This is a genomic window from Polaribacter sp. BM10, from assembly GCF_002005425.1.
Taxonomy (GTDB): Bacteria; Bacteroidota; Bacteroidia; order Flavobacteriales; family Flavobacteriaceae; genus Polaribacter; species Polaribacter marinaquae.
In genome coordinates, this window is the sequence record NZ_CP019704.1 from 1,537,744 (window position 1) to 1,556,704 (window position 18,961).

The following is an 18,961-nucleotide window of genomic DNA, read 5'->3' on the forward strand; positions in this document are numbered from 1 at the left end:
TAACAGCAAAACAATAAATCTTCACTTTCTATTTTAGTAACTTTAAAGTCTTAAAATCAACTAAAATGAAAAAAATATGTATTGCTTTTATAGCAATTGCAAGTTTTATAGCTTGTAACAATTCTTCCAAAGAAAAAACAAAAGAGCTTCGTGTTAATTACAAAAAAATCGAATTAGACAATGGTTTAGATGTAATTTTTCATGTAGACAAATCAGATCCTGTTGTTGCAGTAGAACTAATGGTTCATGTTGGTTCTGCAAGAGAAAAAGAAGGTAGAACAGGTTTTGCTCATTTATTTGAACACTTACTATTTCTAGAATCAGAAAACTTAGGAAAAGGTGGTTTAGATAAAATGAGTGCAAGAATTGGTGGTTCTGGGGCTAATGGCTCTACTTCTAGAGACAGAACAAACTACTTACAAACAGTGCCAAAAGATGCTTTAGAAAAAATGATTTGGGCAGAGGCAGATAAACTTGGGTATTTTATAAATACGGTTACAGAACCTGTTTTAGCAAAAGAAAAACAAGTTGTAAAAAACGAAAAAAGACAAAGTGTAGATAATAGACCATACGGACACAACCAATACGTAATTGGTAAGAATTTGTATCCAAAAAATCATCCTTACAATTGGCAAGTAATTGGTTCTTTAGAAGATTTACAAAATGCAACTTTACAAGATGTAAAAGATTTTTATAAGAAATGGTATGTGCCAAATAATGCTACTTTAGTACTTTCTGGAGATATTAATATTGAAGAAGCTACAAAATGGGTTCATAAATATTTTGATGAAATTCCTAAAGGCGAAGAAATTCCTGCTTTAGAAAAAAAACCAGGTGAAGTAAAGGAAACAAAGTTTTTATATTACGAAGACAATTTTGCAAGAGTGCCACAATTAACAATGGTTTGGCCAAGTGTAGAAATGTATCACGAAGATTCTTACGCTTTAGAAGTTTTAACTCAGTATTTATCAGACGGAAAATCTGCACCACTTAACGCTGTTTTAGTAGACGATTTAAAATTAACATCTAATACAGTAATGTACAATTACGCATCTGAATTGGCTGGTGAAACTCAATTAATTGTAAGAGCTTTTAATGGTAAAAATTTAGATGAAGTAAAATCTGGTATAGAAAAGGGGTTTGCTAAGTTTGAATCTGAAGGTATTTCTGATAAGGATTTACAAAGAATAAAAGCAGGACAAGAAACTCAATTTTACTTAGGTTTATCGAGTGTCTTAGGAAAAGGTTCTAACTTAGCATCTAACAACACCTATTTAGGCAATCCTGGTTTTGCCACAGAAGACATTAAAAAAACATTAGCAGTTACTAAAGACGATGTTATGCGTGTTTACAATACGTACATTAAAGATAAAAACTACATAGCAACTAGTTTTGTTCCTAGAAATAGCGCAGAACTTGCTCTTAAAGGCTCTACTCTAGCAGATGTTGTTGAAGAAAAAATTGTGAATGGCGCAGAAGAAACTTTTGACCCTAAAATTGCAGCTACTTATAAAAAAACTCCATCTTCTTTCGATAGAAGTACAGAACCAGAATATGGTAAAGCACCCTCATTAGCAGTTCCAAAAGTTTACGAAGCAGGTTTAGAAAATGGTTTAAAAATTTACGGGATCGAAAATAATGAAGTTCCTTTAGTGCGTTTTAACTTGACTATTGATGGTGGACAGTTATTAGAATCTTTAGATAAATTGGGGGTTGCTAATTTAACTGCAGACTTATTAAATAAAGGAACTAAAAACAAAAGCGTACAACAATTAGAAGAAGCTATTCAAGAATTAGGTGCTTCTATCTACATTTACGCAACTAAAGAAAACATTACTTTAAGCGGAACAACTTTAGCTAAAAACTATACAAAAACTTTGGCTTTAGCAGAAGAAATGTTATTAAAACCAAGGTTTGATGAAACAGAATTTGCATTACTTAAAAAAGCGACTATTTCTAATTTAAGACAACAAGAAGCAAGTCCAAACTCGGTTGCAAGAAATGCATACAATACTCTAATTTATGGTGAAGACAACATCCGATCTAAAAACACATTAGGTACAATTTCATCAGTAGAAAACATCTCTATTGAAGATTTAAAAGAATACTATAACAATTACATTTCTCCTTCTGTAGCAAAAATGTTGATTGTTGGTGACATTACAGAAGATGCTGTGGTAAATTCATTAGCCTCTTTAAACACAAATTGGAATGCTAAACCTGTTACAATTCCAACATATAAAACACCAGAAGCTCCTACCAAGCCAGTAGTATATTTTTATGATATACCAAATGCAAAACAATCTGTTTTACAATTTGGCGCACCAGCGTTAGCGGCAACAGATAAAGATTACTACGCAGCATCTGTAATGAATTACATTCTTGGTGGTGGTGGTTTTGCGTCTCGTTTAACGCAAGAATTAAGAGAAGGAAAAGGATATACTTACGGCATTCGTTCTGGTTTTTCAGGAACAAAAGCAAAAGGTACGTTTACAATTTCTAGTGGTGTACGTTCTAATGTTACTTTAGAATCTGCACAAGCAGTTAAGAAAATTTTAGAAGAGTATCCTACAACATTTTCTGATAAAGATTTAGAAACAACCAAAGGTTTCTTAATTAAAAGTAATGCCAGAGCTTTCGAAACTGCTGGTGCTAAACTAAGAATGTTATCTAATATTGCAAATTACGGTATGAAAGCAAATTATATAAGCGATCGAGAAAAAACCGTAAATAACATGACTAAAGAAAGAATTTCTGAATTGGCAAACACATACGTAAATCCTAATAAAATGATTTGGTTGGTTGTTGGTGATGCAGAAACACAATTAGAAAGAATGAAAGAATTAGGTTATGGTGAACCGGTTTTATTGAACGAAAGACAAAAGAAAATTAAGAATTAAAATCTTAATTTATAAGCATAAAAAATCCCAATTTCAATATTTTTGAAATTGGGATTTTTATTATTAACCAATTCAAAAGAACATTAATTTTTTATAATTCTTTTACCAGATACTCCTTTATCTGTGATAATTTTCACCAAGTAAAAACCTTTAGACAATCTCGAAAAATCTAAAGTAGATTTATTAGATTTCATAACATTTTTACCTGATAAAGAATACACCTTAACCTCTTGTAGGTTTAATCCTTCGCTTAACTTTATACTTAAAATATCATTTACAGGATTTGGATAAAAAACAATATTGGTATCTAAGTCTATATTTTCTAAAGAAAGTACTTTTGATCTACAATCTGTAGCATCTGCAACAAACTCACTTTTAGTATCTTTAGACCAAGTAGACAAATAACTTGCATTTATATCGTCTACTAAAATACAAGTTAAATTAGGTGTGTTTGAAGCCGTAAAAGAAGTAATATTTGCGTTATTTCCGTTTTGCATATTTAATGTAACTAAATTAGGATTGTTACTAACATCTACAGTTGTTAAATTAGACAAACTACTAATATCTAAAACATCAAAATTATTATTACTTGCAATTAAGGTTTGTAAAGCCATTGTTGTTGTTTTTTGTACAATTTTAGTTTTACCTGTAGATTTAGCAATGGTATTAAAACTAGAACCTGTTAGCGGACTTAAATCTGTAATTCCATTTCCTGAAACGTCTAAGGTGGTAATTCCTGTAAATGCTGCCAAACCTTCTACATCTGCAATACCTGAACCGCTTAAATCTAATGTACCTGTATATGCTGCTGCTTCTGCTATGGTTATTTCTCCATCATTGTCGGCATCTAATCCTGCAACTGCTAATAATGCAGCTGTTGTTGCTGGATTTGTCATTACAGACCAAACTGTTGAGCAGTCTGTGTTGAAAGAGGTGTGAGGATCAATATCTGTTACCCACTGATATAAAGACACATCTGGTACTTGAATACATTTAAGATTTAAATTATTTCTGGTATCAAAACTTAATGGCCCACCTGATTGAGAATAACCGTTATCTAAATTAAGTGAAACTAAAGAGTTATTAGCAACTCTTATTTCATATAAACGAAGACCAACTGAAGCACTTAAATCTAAAGTATTTAATTGATTATTATTTAAATGAACATATACTAATTTAGTATTATTGCTAAAATCTATTTGCCCTGAAAGCAAATTATTTTCAGCCTTAAATGAACTTAAATTTAGTTTATTGGTTAAATCAACACTTGTTATTTGATTATTATTAATATGTAAATTACCTAACAAATTATTATTAGTTATATCTAATGTTGTAAGCATATTATTATTTAAATATAACTTTGTTAAATTTGTATTTTGGTTTAAATTTATAGTTGATAAAGAGTTTGAGTCGAGATTAATCTCTTCTAAATTTACATTACCACTTACATCAATAGCTGAAATTTTATTACCTTGTGCTCTAATTTCTTTAAGATTTGAATTATTACCAAGAATTAAATTAGTTATTAAATTATTTTGAACCCTGATATGAGTCAAATTTGTGTTATTTGACAAGTTTAAACTCCCTGCAATTGAATTATTTCCAGCTTCGAGGGTAATAAGACTTGTAAAATCTTCAATACCTGTTAAATCAGTAATTTTTGGTGTTGTACTACTGCTACAATTAGATGTACAATAAAGATATAAAGTTCCAACATATTCAATATCAGATGTAAATACCTGTCCATTAACAACCCCATCAGAGTCTATATTAAAATTGATTAATATTTGTTCAAAAACTGGATCAGGTATCAATGTTATTTGTTGTGAGCTACAACTTGTATTATAAACATGTTGAGCATCTTTACTTGTCCAATTTGTATTAGAATAGGTTGCATCATCAACTTCAACACAGGTTAAACTTGGGTTGTTCGTAATATTAAACGCTAAAGGATTAACAACTGTGTTAATTAAGGTATTAAAACTATTTTTTAAATTAAGAGAAGCTAATTGATTATTACTTAGATTTAATGTCTCTATTTTTTTATTCTTTGAAAGATCTAAACTAGTAATACTATTATTAGATACATCTAAATTTACCAAATTTAAATTACTGTTAAGGTTTAAATTAATTAATTGACTTGAAACAATATTAAGTGTCTCTAAATTTGTATTTGCAGAAAGATCTAAACTATTGACATCAGAGCCTATTATAGATAATATCTTTAGATTTGGGTTGCCAGAAGTATCCAGGGAGTTAATTTTCCCATCGAATTCTTTAAATTCTTCTAAATTTGGTAATCCTGATATATCAACATTTGAAATGTTATTATAACCCAATTGCACATATTCTACATCAGGTAAATTTCCAAAAGTTATAGATGTTGCATTAGAATTTAGAGAAAAGGTAATTCTTTTTAATTTTGTATTGTTAGAAAAATCTGCTGTTATTAACCCTGGATTTCCTCCAAAAGCTCCAAAGTTTTCTAAATCTCTAAAACCTTCTAAACCTGTTAATAAACTTAAACCAATATTTGATACGCTTAATCTAGTAACTGTATTAATTCTATGAGTATACACCTCTCCATCATTTGCAGTTCCATTTCCCATACTTGCTAAGTCACCTAGAGCAACAACATTACCATCTCTATCGTGCGTTTCTAAATAATTTTCAAATGCTGTATCTGGTACACTTGTAGTTGGATACATACAATCTGTACTAAAAGAGGCTGAACCATCTACTTGATTTGAAAAATTTGCAGTCCAATAAGCAGCATCATCTACCTGAACACAAGTTAAACTCGGGTTCAATTGAGCGTCAAAATAAGAGATTGTAGTATTTGCAATATTTTTTAAGTTTAAAACACTTAAATTATTAGTATGTAACTCTAAAAAGCTCGCATTAACATTTAAACTCAAATCTAAACTTTCAATATTATTTTTGCTACAAACTAACCATTCTAATGCCGTATTTTTAGAAACATCTAAATCAGTTAAATTATTTTCTCTTAACCAAAGTTGCTTTAAAGCCAAATTTTTTGCAACAGAAATAGTTATTAAACTATTAGAGTTTAAGAATAGATTCTCCAGTAAAACATTATCACTTACATCAACAGATGTTAAGTTATTAGAACTCGCACTCAATTCTACTAAAGCCGTAAAATCTTGAATCCCTGTTAAATCTGAAATAGATTGATTTGAAATGTTTAAATTACTTACAGTATTAATATTAGACGTAGTTACTTTGTCATCATTTAAAACACCATTTCCCATAGCGTTTGCTTCTAAGAAAGCTTCAAAATTATCATCTGGCACATAGGTTGAGGGATTGTTACAGTCTTCATTAAATATGGCTCCATTATTTTGATTCCAAGTTGACATCCCCATAATAGGAACACCTGCATCAACTTCTACACATGTTAACAAATCATTACCTTGAAATTGTACATAAGAAATATTTGCAGTTATCCCTGTTTTTAAATTTACAGAGGTTAATAAATTGTTATTAGTAATCAATAAATTTTCTAAAGCTACTAAAGTAGATAAGTCATAAGATGTAATTGCTACCAAACCTGAAGTAGAAAACTCTTTTAAACTAATTAAATTTGTAACATTTATAGATGCTAAAGTGGTTAAGTTTTGTAGGTGTAATTTTTCTAAGTTATCTACCCCAGTAAAATCAAGACTATTCATCATATTAGAGGTGGTTACACTCAACTCTATTAAACTTGATAACCCTGTAATATTTAAATTGGTAAGATTTGTGAATCCATTAATTCTAAGTGTTTTTAAATTTGTGTTAGAAGATAAATCTACATCTGTTAAAGCAGTTTCATTACCATAAAAAGAAAATTCTTCTAAAGCTGTAAAATCTTCTATACCATCTAACCTTGTAATACCCAAATACTGTAAAGTTAAAGTGGTTACTCCACTAATGTTAGCAGTTAACACACTACCATCTACAGTACCAGAATCATAACCTAAATTAATTAACGCTTGTTCAAAATTCGAGTCTGCAATAGCTGTTGTGGTTAAAGAGTTTGAACTACTTTTTTTACTAATGCTTTCAAACAAACTACTATTTAAAAAAGCAACAAATAAGAATAAAAATAATTTTGTTTTCATAATTATATTTTAAAATTAACAATCAAATATGACATCCGTAAAAGCCTTTTAAAATGCAGAATTCTTATAGAACATAGAATTTATTTTACAATCGGCAGACATAATTTCATAAAACAAAATTAAGCTCTTAACACCTTTTTACTTCAAGGTAAAACACCCTTACTTTTAGGTATTATTCCATAAAAACAAAAAACCCGAGCAAAATGCTCGGGTTTCATATAGATTTTTAATGTTTTCTTATTCAAAAATAGCCCCACTCGCAGCAACACTTCTATCTATTTTACGCATTAAACCTTGTAAAACTTTACCTGGTCCTACTTCTATAAACTCTGTTCCTCCATCAGCAATCATAGCTTGTACACACTGTGTCCATTTTACTGGCGCAGTTAATTGTGCAATTAAATTCTCTTTAATTTCTTCTGGATTTGTAACTGCTTTTGCAACTACATTTTGATATACCGCACAGGTTGGCTCACTAAAAGTTGTAGCTTTAATTGCAGCGGCTAATTCTTCTCTTGCGGGCTCCATCATTGGTGAGTGAAATGCACCTCCAACTGGTAATATCAATGCTCTTCTTGCTCCTTTTTCTGTTAAAACTTCACAAGCTTTTTCTACCGCTTCAATTTCTCCAGAAATCACTAGTTGTCCTGGGCAATTGTAATTTGCAGCAACTACTACCCCATCTATGGCTGCACAAGTTTCTTCTACAACATCATCTGCCAAACCTAAAACTGCTGCCATTGTAGACGGCGCAATTTCACAAGCTTTTTGCATTGCCAAAGCTCTTTTAGAAACCAATGTCAATCCGTCTTCAAAAGATAAAACTCCGTTGGCAACTAAAGCAGATAATTCACCTAAAGAATGTCCTGCAACCATTTCTGGTTTAAAAGAATCTCCTAAAACTTTTGCTAAAATTACCGAATGTAAAAAAATAGCAGGCTGCGTAACTTTTGTTTCTTTTAATTGTTCTGCAGTTCCTTCGAACATAATATCAGTAATCGAGAACCCTAATATGTCATTTGCTTTTTCGAAATATTCTTGTGCTAATGCAGATTTTTCGTACAAATCTAACCCCATTCCTGTAAATTGAGCTCCTTGTCCGGGAAAAATATATGCTTTCATTTTTATTCTTTTTTTGTTGTTTGTGGGGCAAAAATAACCTTTTTATTAGAGACTATAAAACCGTGATTTTATAAGGTTAAAACTTGGAGGCATTTGAAAGTAATTCTATTTTTGTTTAATCTATTTATTTTTTTATAAAACAAAACTAATATTTAGTACCTTCGTTCATATGAAAGAAAAAGACAAACAATTAGCCGATACTATTTATCTTGTACTTGCTGCATTATTCATCGCTTCTTTGGTTGCTTCAAATTTAATTTTTCAAAAGTTTTTTTATTGGGAACCTTTTGGAATATACAGATTCGAAATCTCTGTTGGTATCTTGCCGTATCCCATTACTTTTTTAATCACAGATATTTTATCAGAAATTTATGGTAAAAAGAAAGCGAACCAAGTAGTAATTGCTGGTATTTTTGCCTCGTTTTTTTCGATGTTGATTATTTTAGTGGCAGATTTTGCTCCTGCAATAGAGAACTCTCCTATCAATAATAATGAATTTCATAAAGTGTTTGGTCTCTCTCGGCTTGCTGTTTTTGCTTCGATGATGGCTTATTTGTGTGCGCAATTTGTAGACATCAAAATTTTTCATTTCTGGAAAAAGAAAACCAATGGTAAACACCTTTGGTTACGCAACAACTTTTCTACTTTTGCCTCGCAATTTATAGACACTTTTACAGTGCTATTTTTATTATCTTCTTTTAAAATTTTACCTTGGTCTATATTTACTAGCTTACTAATTAGTGGCTTTTTATTCAAAGTTATTGTAGCAGCATTAGATACTCCGCTATTATATGGCTTGGTTTATTTATTTCGAAAAAGGTTTCATTTAAAAATTGGAGAAGAAATTTTGTAATTGAATTAAAATTACTGCGTCTAAAAAAGTACAAACAATTTATAAAAATGAAAAAACTAGCATTCTTCCTTTTCGTCTCTTTTAGCTATATGCAATTACAAGCACAAACTTCTATTTTTAATAATTTATTAGAAACACATGTTTCTAAACAAGGTTTGGTAAATTATAAAAACTTAAAAGCAGACGAGGCAAAATTAAACACATACATTTCTTACTTAGAAGAAACAAAACCAACTTCTTCTTGGTCTGTTGCTAAACAAAAAGCTTTTTGGATAAATGCCTATAATGCTTATACTTTAAAAATAATTTTAGACAATTACCCATTAAAAAGTATTACCGATATTAAAGAAGATGGAAAAACTGCTTGGAAAATTCCCTTTGCCAAAGTTGGTAGTAAGACTTATACTTTAGACCAAATAGAACATGAAATTTTACGTAAAAACTTATTCGACCCAAGAATTCATGTAGGTGTAAATTGTGCATCTGGCTCGTGTCCAAAATTAGCTAATATGGCTTTCACTGAAGAAAATATTTATAGTGCTCTAGAAAAATTAATGAAAGATTTTGTAAATGATAGCTCTAGAAACAAACTATCTGAGAAAAAAGTAAAAATTTCTTCAATCTTTAATTGGTTTAAAGACGATTTTACAAAAGAGGGTACTGTTATCGATTATTTAAATAAATATGCTGATATCAAAATCAATAAAAAGGCAAAAATCAGTTACTTAAATTACGATTGGAGCTTGAACGAAAAATAGCCTTTCGAAAATACTATTTTTGTTTCAAAACTATTTGTATCTTTCAATTTCAATTCTAAAAAACAAAGAATGTCTAAAACATATTACGACGCATCAGATTTAAGAAAATTTGGTAAAATAACAGAATGGAGCGAAGAATTAGGAAATAAATTTTTTGATTATTACGGTAAAGTTTTTGAAGAGGGTGCGTTAACTGCTCGCGAAAAATCTTTAATTGCCTTAGCCGTTGCACATACAGAACAATGTCCGTATTGTATAGATGCTTACACTAAAGATGGTTTGCAACGTGGTATTACAAAACCAGAAATGATGGAAGCCATACATGTGGGTGCTGCCATTAAAAGTGGTGCTACTTTAGTACACGGTGTGCAAATGATGAATAAAGTGAATAAATTAGAAATGTAAGCAGCCTAAAGTTTTTGCTTTTTGCAAAAATTTAGAGGTCAATTGTTCCGCTTTTTAACGGAATCTCTAATTTAAAAAACCAAGACAGAAATTTCTTCGTAAATACTGCGAACAATTTTTAATTTTAAAAAGAAGCTAAATAAGCAAACAGTTTACAGCATTAGTTTACACAACTAAGAAACTGCTAACTGAACATCAAAAATATATGGCTACAAAATCATTAAAAGCAAGAAACAACGATATTGCAAATACGTCTCGTCAAATGGAAATTCTTTCTAGCGGCATATTTGCAAATGGTGAATTACCAACTTTTGCTGCAAAAATTAAAGAAACAAATCAGTTTCCTTTACGTCCTAAAAAATTAGAAATTTTACAAATAAACTTAGGTTATATGTGTAACCAAGTTTGCGAGCATTGTCATGTAGATGCGGGTCCAGATCGTAAAGAAATCATGACGGTAGAAACCATGCAACAGTGTTTAGAAATAATTAAAAAAACAGAAGCACATACGCTAGATTTAACTGGTGGTGCACCAGAAATGAATCCTAATTTTAGGTGGTTTGTAGAAGAGGCTGCAAAAGCAGGTATTAAAGATTTTATTGTACGTTCTAACTTAACCATTATTAGAGCTAATAAAAAGTACTACGATTTACCAGAGTTTTTTAAAAAACATAATGTACATGTTGTTTCTTCGATGCCTCATTGGACGCGAGGTAAAACAGACAAACAACGTGGAGATGGTGTTTTTGATAAATCGATTAAAGCTTTACAAGAATTAAATGCTGTGGGTTATGGGATGCCTGGTTCTGATTTAAAATTAGATTTGGTTTACAATCCATCAGGAGCCTTTTTACCAGGAGATCAAATGGCTTTAGAAAACGATTTTAAGAAAGCTCTAAAAGCCGATTTTGATATCGATTTTCATAGTTTATTTGCCATTACAAATTTACCAATTAGTCGTTTTTTAGATTATTTAATTGCTTCGGATAATTACGAAGATTATATGCATTCTTTATTAGATGCTTACAATCCTGCTGCCGTAGAAAATGTAATGTGTACAAACACTATTTCTATAAGTTGGGACGGTTGGTTGTACGATTGTGATTTTAACCAAATGCTAAATTTAAAAGTAGCAAGTAAGGTAAAGCACGTTTCTGATTATAATGAGGAGTTGCTTCAAAACAGAAATATTATTATCAATCAGCATTGTTATGGTTGTACCGCCGGTGCAGGAAGTAGTTGCCAAGGAGTTGTAGCGTAATCTATGAATCAAAAAACCGCCTTATTAATTTTTGCAAACTCAGCAGCTAAAGAAGTAGAGAGAAAAGAGTTTCTTTCTACAGAAATTTTTAGTGCTTTAAACAAGCAGACTTTAAAAACGGCTAAAAAATCGAAACTTCCTTATTTTGTTATTTCAGAAAAAGAACAAACAGGAGCTTCTTTTGGTGAACGTTTTACCAATGCTATCGATTTAATTTTTAAAAAAGGGTTTGATAATGTTATTACCATTGGTAATGATACACCTCATTTAAAAACAAAGCATTTATTAGATGCGAATACATCTTTAACAAACAAACAACTTGTTATAGGGCCTTCTAAAGATGGCGGTTTTTATTTAATGGGAATTAAAAAGGCTCATTTTAACAAAGAAATCTTTTTAAAACTACCCTGGCAAACCAATAAATTACAAGCATCTATAGATACTATTTCGACGATTAAAAAAGAACAAATCTCTTTTTTAGAGTTGTTAATAGATATAGATAATCTAGAGGATGTTAAAACGATATTAGAAAGTTTTAAAGCACTTTCTTTAGATGTTTTTAAACTTTTAAAGAAAAAGATTATTGCAATCAAACCTATTGTTTTTAGCAATTTTTCATTTCATCAAACTTCTTCGTTTACCAAAAACTACAACAAGGGTTCTCCCCTATTTTTTGCGTACTTATAATTTTCGTATTGTTTAACAATACAAATCAACCTTATTTTACACAAAAATTCACTCGATGAAATACATTACTATGTGTTTACTTATGCTTGTTACAAGCCTTGGGTTTGCACAACAAAAAATTACAGGAACTATTACAGATAAAAGTTCTGGCGAAGTGTTGCCATACGTTAGCATTAAAGCGACAAATACAAACGGAACAACTTCAGATTTAAATGGTAATTATACCATAACAATTTCTAAAAACACCCAATTTTTAACATTTAGCTATTTAGGCTACCAAACTAAAAAAGTAGCCATCAATAATAACACTGCAATTGATGTAGCTTTAGAAGAACTTGCAACAAGTTTAAATGAAGTTGTTGTAACTGCATTAGGTGTAAACAGACAAACCAAAGAATTAGGTTATGTGGTTCAAGAAATCAAATCTAAGGATATTAACGAAGTAAAAACACCTAACTTTTTAGACAACTTATCTGGTAAATTAGCAGGTGTTACGGTATCCCAAGGTGCAACAGGGGTTGGTTCTTCTTCTAAAATTACCATTCGTGGTGAGGCTTCTTTTTCTAACAACAACCCACTTTTTGTGGTAGACGGAACGCCAATTAACAACAATACTGTTTTTAATTTTACCAATGAAGCCGCTGCCGGATTCCAAGAAATAGATTTCGGAAATGGTGCTATGGAAGTAAATGCTGATGACATAGCATCTGTAACCGTTTTAAAAGGGCCAAGTGCCGCAGCATTGTATGGTACAAGAGCTTCTAACGGTGTTATTGTGATCAAGACAAAAGATGGTAGCAAAAAGAAAGGTTTGGGCGTAAGCATTAACTCTTCTATTACTTTTGATAATGCTTTTCGTTTACCAGATTTTCAAAATGAATATGGGCAAGGAAACGCTGGTAATTTTGAATATGTAGACGGTTTAGGTGGTGGTATTAACGATTTAATTACCTATTCTTGGGGCCCTCGATTAGATGCTGGTAATTTTATAGCTCAGTTCGATTCGCCTGTAACTTTACAAGACGGAACTGTTGTGCGAGGTGGAGATACATCACTGTATTCTTCAGAAAATATAACGCCTACTTTATTTAAATCGAACCCAGATAATTTAAAAGATTTTTATCAAACGGGTGTTACAACAGTAAATAACTTTGCCATTACCAATACTTTTGATACGGGCTCTTACAGACTATCTTTAACCGATTTAGATAGCGAATCTATTATACCTGGTGTAAATTTAGAACGAAAAACGGCAGCGTTAAAAATGACGTTTCGTCCAACAGAAAAAACAACAATTACGAGTAGTGTAAATTATGTAAATTCTAGTAGCGATAATAGACCAGCCAACGGTTATGGTAGTGAAAACGTAAATTATTCTTTAGTTGCTTGGGGACCTCGTTCTTTAGACATCAATAGTTTAAAAAACTACTGGCAACCAGGTTTAGAAGGCGTGCAACAATATTCTTTTAACTATACCTATTTCGATAATCCGTATTTTATTTTAAAAGAAAATACCAATTCTTTTAACAGAGATCGTGTTTTTGGTAATGTTGCCATCAACCATAATTTTACAGAGAACTTAAGCGTTTCTTTACGTTCTGGAATGGATTACTCATCAGAAAAAAGACAATTTAAACGTAACTTTAGTTCTAATCGTTTTAAAAACGGAGCCTATGCAGAACACGATGTTTTTTACCGAGAAATTAATACCGATTTTTTAATAAACTACAAAAACACCTTTGGTAATTTTACTTTTGATGCTTCTTTGGGTGGTAACAGATTAGACCAAACGGCATCAACAAAACAATCGCAAACAACCAATTTGGCACAACCTGGTATATTTAGTTTAAACAATGCCGCATCTCCTATCGAGGTGTTTCAGTTTGATTCTAAAAAGAGAATTAATTCGTTATACGGTATAGCAAAATTTGGTTATAAGAACTTCTTATACTTAGATATTACAGGTAGAAATGATTGGTCTAGTGCATTGGCAACTCCTTTTTCTGTAGATGGCACTTCTTTCTTTTATCCTTCTGTATCTTCTAGTTTTATACTTTCCAATTATACAGAATTACCAGAAAGTATTTCGTTTGCAAAATTAAGAGCAAGTATTGCGCAGGTTGGTAACGATACCAACCCGTACCAAACAGCTGGTGCATTTGTGTCGCAAACTACTTTTAATGGGCAACCTACTTTTAGTAATCAAGATTTTATACCAAATGCAAACTTAAAGCCAGAATTAACTACGTCTTATGAAATTGGTGCAGACATTCGTTTTTTTAGAGATCGTTTAAATTTTGATTTCACCTATTACAACGCTACCACAAAAGACCAAATTATTTCTTTACCTATTGCCATTTCTTCTGGTTACAACCAACAGGTAATTAATGGCGGAAAAGTAAACACCAAAGGAATCGAAATTATTTTAGGAGGAACACCAATTAAAACAGCCAATTTTAAATGGAATACCACTTTTAATTTTGCTACAAACAAATCTACCATTAAAGATTTACCGCAAGACGAAGGTAGACTAACATTGGCGTATAGTAGAATTTATAATAGTGCCAACCAAACCGTTTGGTTTCAAGTAGAAGAAGGCGGACAAGTGGGTGATTTATACGGTACAGGGTATCAGAAAAATGAAAATGGAGCGTTTTTAATTGATGATAACGGCCGTTATATTGCTAATAATGAATTGATAAAATTAGGAAACTACAATCCTGATTTTACTTTGGGATGGAACAATAGTTTTGCATATAAAAACTGGAATGCCAATTTCTTATTTGATTGGAGACAAGGTGGCGAAATTGTGTCTAGAACTAGCGCTTTGGGTAATGTTGGTGGTCAATTGGCAGAAACTTCTTTTAGACCAGATGCAGGTATTGTAGCGCAAGGTGTTAATGTAAATACCGGCCAACCAAACAATGTTGCTGTTTCTGCAGAAAGTTATTACAGACAATATTATGATAGAAATCACGAAGAAAACAATGTGTACGACGCTTCTTATTTAAAACTCCGTCAGTTTTCTATTGGCTATACATTAAACTTAGCAGAAGGCTTTTTAGGTTTAAAAGACACTTCTACCCTAAACTTTTCTTTTATCGGTAACAACTTATTTGTTATTACAGAAAATCCGCACTTCGATCCAGAACAATTGGCAGTACAAGGCAACGGCTTTGTTAGCGGTGTAGAAGACATGAGTTATGCTACAAGTAGAAGTTTCGGTTTTAAAGTAGGATTTAATTTTTAAGAAAAGTACCATGAAAAAATATAGATACATACTAGCAATTTTTGCGATATTCTTAGCAAGTTGCACCACAGATTTTGAAGAAATAAACACCAACCCAAATGCACCTGTTGCAGTACAACCTAGTTTACTCTTAAGACAAGTGATGTATAACTTTGGTGAAAACATGAGTTACGAGGGCTTTGTTGCTGGAGATTTATTAGCACAACACCGTACAGCTTTAGATTTTAATTTGTTTGACAGACACGATTTAAAAAGTCCGCAATTGGGTGGTAATCCTTGGAGTATTTTTTACACCAATCTACGCGACAATGAAATCATATTAAAACAAGCCAAAGAAACACCTGCCTTTGCTGTTTACGAAGGACCTGCTTTAATATTAAAAGCCTATATGGCCGCAGGATTGACCGATTTATTTGGTGATGTTCCTTATTTTGAGGCTTTCAACGGAATCGAAGGAACGGTAACACCTGCTTACGATTTACAGGAAGACATTTATCAGAATGAAAACGGAATTTTAGACAATCTTGATAAAGGAATTGCGGCAATAAATAATTACACAGGTTCAATACCTTTAGAAGGCGATATTCTATACAACGGTAATTTAGACCGCTGGATTCAGTTTGCAAACTCTTTAAAGATAAAATACCTCATCCGTATTTCTGCAAAAGTTGATGTTGCTACGCAGTTACAAACTTTGTTCGACAACGGTAATTACATTCAATCAAATTCAGAAAATGCTGTTTTCGATTTCACAAATTCAGAACCAAACAGTTTTAGATTGGCACAATTAAGAGTTGGAGATTTTAACAACTTTGTACTTTCTGAAACGATGGAAGAAATTCTTACGGACTTAGACGATACCAGAATCAACACCTTTTTTAGACCCTTTGCAAATGCCACAGGTAATGAGTATAAAGGTTTAATAAATGGTATTGATGCATCTTCTACATCGGTTGCTCTGTCAGATTATTCTTTGGCTGGTACTGCTTTTAGAGAAGATACATCTGGTTTAGATGCTAATTTTATGACTGCTTGGGAAACCAACTTTTTATTAGCCGAAGCTGCCGTAAAAGGATTTATCAATGCTGATGCAGAAACATTGTACAATACAGGTGTAACGCAAGCTTTTGAGTTTTGGAACACAACTTTACCTACAACTTATTTAGCAACAAACGCTAATTACAATGCTGTTGGTACTTCTCCATTAAACCAAATAATCACCCAAAAATGGATTGCATCCTTAATAAATGGTTACGAAGGTTGGATAGAATATAGACGTACTGGTTTTCCTGCATTAAAAGAGGTTTCTGCAAGTTTAAACGCAGGTTTAATTCCGGTTAGAATGCCATATCCTGCAGAAGCATCAAGTTTAAATTCAGAAAATTATAACAAAGCAGCAGCGGCTACAAACGGTAATAGTTTGGATGCTAAAGTTTGGTGGAACGAATAAAGTATGGATGTAATACATTGGCAATGGTTGTTGGTCATTAGTTCGAGTCTTATCTTGTTCTTTTTATCTCCGTATGCAAAAACAACGTCGCAATTTTTTAAAGCAGTTCATAAAAAGAAAGCGCCAAATACAGTAGTATTAACAGGTAGTTTAATCATTTCATGGATTTTTGCGAAAAGCATTACCAATGCAGCTAACTTAGGTTTGGCTTTTGGTTTGGTGGGTGGCGTTGCGTACGCAGGTTATTACCTTTCTTTTGCTATTGCTGGTATTATTATTTATCAATTAAGAACTGTTGGTGGGTTTACAAGTATTCATCAATTTCTAATATCAAAATTTGGTAAAAAAGCCATGGCCATCTTTTCGATTTTAATTGCTTTTCGACTTTTTAATGAAGTATGGAGCAATACCATGGTTATTGGTAGCTATTTTGGCGCACAAGGTAGCACACCCTATTTTACTGCAATTATTGTATTTACAGTGTTAACTCTTGCCTATGCATTAAAAGGTGGTCTAAGTAGTTCTATCTTTACAGATGTTATTCAAATGGTGCTTTTCTCTATTTTATTGCTAATTATTTTAGGTACAATCTTTACTACGGATGATTTTTCATCCAAAGAAATTATAAGTTCTGGAACATGGAGTTTCGAATTGGGTTTAAACCTCTTTTTTGCCGCGTTATTGCAATCGTTTAGCTATCCGTTTCACGACCCTGTTTTAACTGATAGAGGTTTTATTTCATCACCAAAAGTAACGCGTAAAAGTTTTTTATGGGCAAGTATTTTAGGTGCAATTTGTATTGTCTTATTCAGTTTAATTGGTGTGTATGCACAGACAAAAGGAATGTCTGGGCAAGCAGCTGTAGAAGTAGGTAAAGCCTTAGGTATTGTTTTGTTATTAGTAATCAATTTTATAATGATTACCTCTGCAGCCTCAACTTTAGACTCTACATTTTCTTCTTTTTCTAAACTTTTAGCAATTGATTTAAAGTTAGGAAAATCGGTTTCTTTTGGAAGAATTACGATGATTACCGTAGCCGTTTTAGGTACGATTCCTGTTTTTTTAAATGCAGAAATCTTATCTGCAACCACCATATCGGGTACAATGGTTATTGGTTTGACACCTATTTTTATTTATTGGAAAGCGCAAGTTCCAAAAATTAGTTACTACCTAAGCGTATCTTGTGGTTTGCTCTTTGGTTTCTTGCTACTATTTAATGCTTTTCCAGAAGCACTCATATTTACAACAGGAAAATACGCCGATTTGCTTTGGGTAAATGTTTGGGGAATTTTAAGTTGTGTTTTATTATACTTTATACCATCATGGATCAGAAAATAGAAAATTTAGGCAAATTATCTGGTAAAACACTCCTTTTTGGTGGTGTTTATAGCAATTTACAAGCTTTAGAAGCCTTAAAACAAATTGCCGAAAAAGAAGGCATTCCGCCAGAAAATTGCATATGTACTGGTGATATTGTTGGCTATTGCGCACAACCAGAAGAAACGGTACAATTATTTAAATTGTGGGGCGCAAAAAGTATTGTAGGCAACGTAGAAATTCAGTTGCGTGAAAATGCAGCAGATTGTGGTTGCGATTTTAGAGAAGGCTCTAGGTGCGATGGTTTTTCACAACTTTGGTATCCGTATGCACAAAGCAAATTATCTAGCAACTCTTTAGAATTTTTAAAAACTTTGCCAAATACAATTCAGTTTGAGTATGCTTCAAAAAAGGCAACTGTAGTACATGGTTCTTATTTTAATGTATCAGAATTTATATTTAAATCTACCAATTGGTCTAAAAAAGCACCAAATTTTACGGCTACCAATAGCGATGTAATTGTTGCGGGCCATTGTGGTTTGCCATTTCAAGATCAACAAAATGGGCAACTATGGCTAAATCCGGGTGTAATTGGTATGCCCGCAAATGATGGCAACCCAAGTGTTTGGTATGTAATTATAGATGATGCTAAAGAAAAATTTAATTATACACATCAAACTTTAAATTATAATTATAAATTAACAAGCAAATTAATGCAAAACGGTTTGCTGCCAGAAGAATACTCTAGAACTATTGTTACAGGTATTTGGGATAATACAGAAATATTACCTGCCATAGAAACAGGTTTACAAGGATTCGGAATTCAATTATAAC

At 31.9% G+C, this 18,961-nt stretch carries 12 protein-coding genes; 10 read left to right on the plus strand and 2 right to left on the minus strand.

Translation table 11 applies throughout. The annotated features are described in order from the left end of the window. Positions 1-65: 65 nt before the first annotated feature. Positions 66-2,900 (plus strand): pitrilysin family protein, encoded by a 2,835-nt coding sequence (locus BXQ17_RS06950; RefSeq protein WP_077809915.1) that lies wholly within the window; start codon positions 66-68, stop codon positions 2,898-2,900. 83 nt (positions 2,901-2,983) lie between these two features. Here BXQ17_RS06950 and BXQ17_RS06955 read toward each other — a convergent pair whose 3' ends face one another. Both BXQ17_RS06955 and fabD read right to left on the minus strand, forming a co-directional pair. Then, positions 2,984-7,024, minus strand: coding sequence for a T9SS type A sorting domain-containing protein (locus tag BXQ17_RS06955; RefSeq protein ID WP_077809916.1), 4,041 nt, complete (start codon positions 7,022-7,024; stop codon positions 2,984-2,986). Between the two features lie 237 nt (positions 7,025-7,261). Beyond that, positions 7,262-8,146: an ACP S-malonyltransferase gene (gene fabD / locus BXQ17_RS06960; protein ID WP_077809917.1), complete on the minus strand. Its 885-nt coding sequence runs from the start codon at positions 8,144-8,146 to the stop codon at positions 7,262-7,264. A 169-nt stretch (positions 8,147-8,315) separates the two neighbouring features. Here fabD and BXQ17_RS06965 point away from each other — a divergent pair, with 169 nt between their 5' ends. The 9 genes from BXQ17_RS06965 (at position 8,316) to BXQ17_RS07005 (ending at position 18,960) form a co-directional block, all read left to right on the plus strand. After that, complete coding sequence (locus tag BXQ17_RS06965) at positions 8,316-8,999, plus strand: queuosine precursor transporter (RefSeq protein ID WP_077809918.1); 684 nt, start codon at positions 8,316-8,318, stop codon at positions 8,997-8,999. Positions 9,000-9,046: 47 nt separating this feature from the next. Next, complete coding sequence (locus BXQ17_RS06970) at positions 9,047-9,757, plus strand: DUF547 domain-containing protein (RefSeq protein WP_077809919.1); 711 nt, start codon at positions 9,047-9,049, stop codon at positions 9,755-9,757. A gap of 69 nt (positions 9,758-9,826) precedes the next feature. After that, positions 9,827-10,162 (plus strand): arsenosugar biosynthesis-associated peroxidase-like protein, encoded by a 336-nt coding sequence (locus BXQ17_RS06975; RefSeq protein WP_077809920.1) that lies wholly within the window; start codon positions 9,827-9,829, stop codon positions 10,160-10,162. A 205-nt stretch (positions 10,163-10,367) separates the two neighbouring features. Further along, the gene (arsS, locus tag BXQ17_RS06980; protein ID WP_077809921.1) at positions 10,368-11,423 is read left to right on the plus strand and encodes an arsenosugar biosynthesis radical SAM (seleno)protein ArsS; all 1,056 of its coding nucleotides are present in this window, start codon (positions 10,368-10,370) and stop codon (positions 11,421-11,423) included. A gap of 3 nt (positions 11,424-11,426) precedes the next feature. After that, positions 11,427-12,110: a DUF2064 domain-containing protein gene (locus BXQ17_RS06985; RefSeq protein ID WP_077809922.1), complete on the plus strand. Its 684-nt coding sequence runs from the start codon at positions 11,427-11,429 to the stop codon at positions 12,108-12,110. Positions 12,111-12,165: 55 nt separating this feature from the next. After that, a complete protein-coding gene (locus BXQ17_RS06990) occupies positions 12,166-15,360 on the plus strand; it encodes a SusC/RagA family TonB-linked outer membrane protein (protein ID WP_077809923.1) in 3,195 nt (1,064 codons plus the stop codon). Positions 15,361-15,370: 10 nt separating this feature from the next. Then, the gene (locus BXQ17_RS06995; RefSeq protein ID WP_077809924.1) at positions 15,371-16,810 is read left to right on the plus strand and encodes a SusD/RagB family nutrient-binding outer membrane lipoprotein; all 1,440 of its coding nucleotides are present in this window, start codon (positions 15,371-15,373) and stop codon (positions 16,808-16,810) included. 3 nt (positions 16,811-16,813) lie between these two features. After that, a complete protein-coding gene (locus tag BXQ17_RS07000) occupies positions 16,814-18,148 on the plus strand; it encodes a sodium:solute symporter (RefSeq protein ID WP_077809925.1) in 1,335 nt (444 codons plus the stop codon). Then, positions 18,133-18,960: a metallophosphoesterase gene (locus BXQ17_RS07005; protein WP_077809926.1), complete on the plus strand. Its 828-nt coding sequence runs from the start codon at positions 18,133-18,135 to the stop codon at positions 18,958-18,960. The genes BXQ17_RS07000 and BXQ17_RS07005 overlap by 16 nt, the downstream gene beginning before the upstream one ends. Position 18,961: the final 1 nt, after the last annotated feature.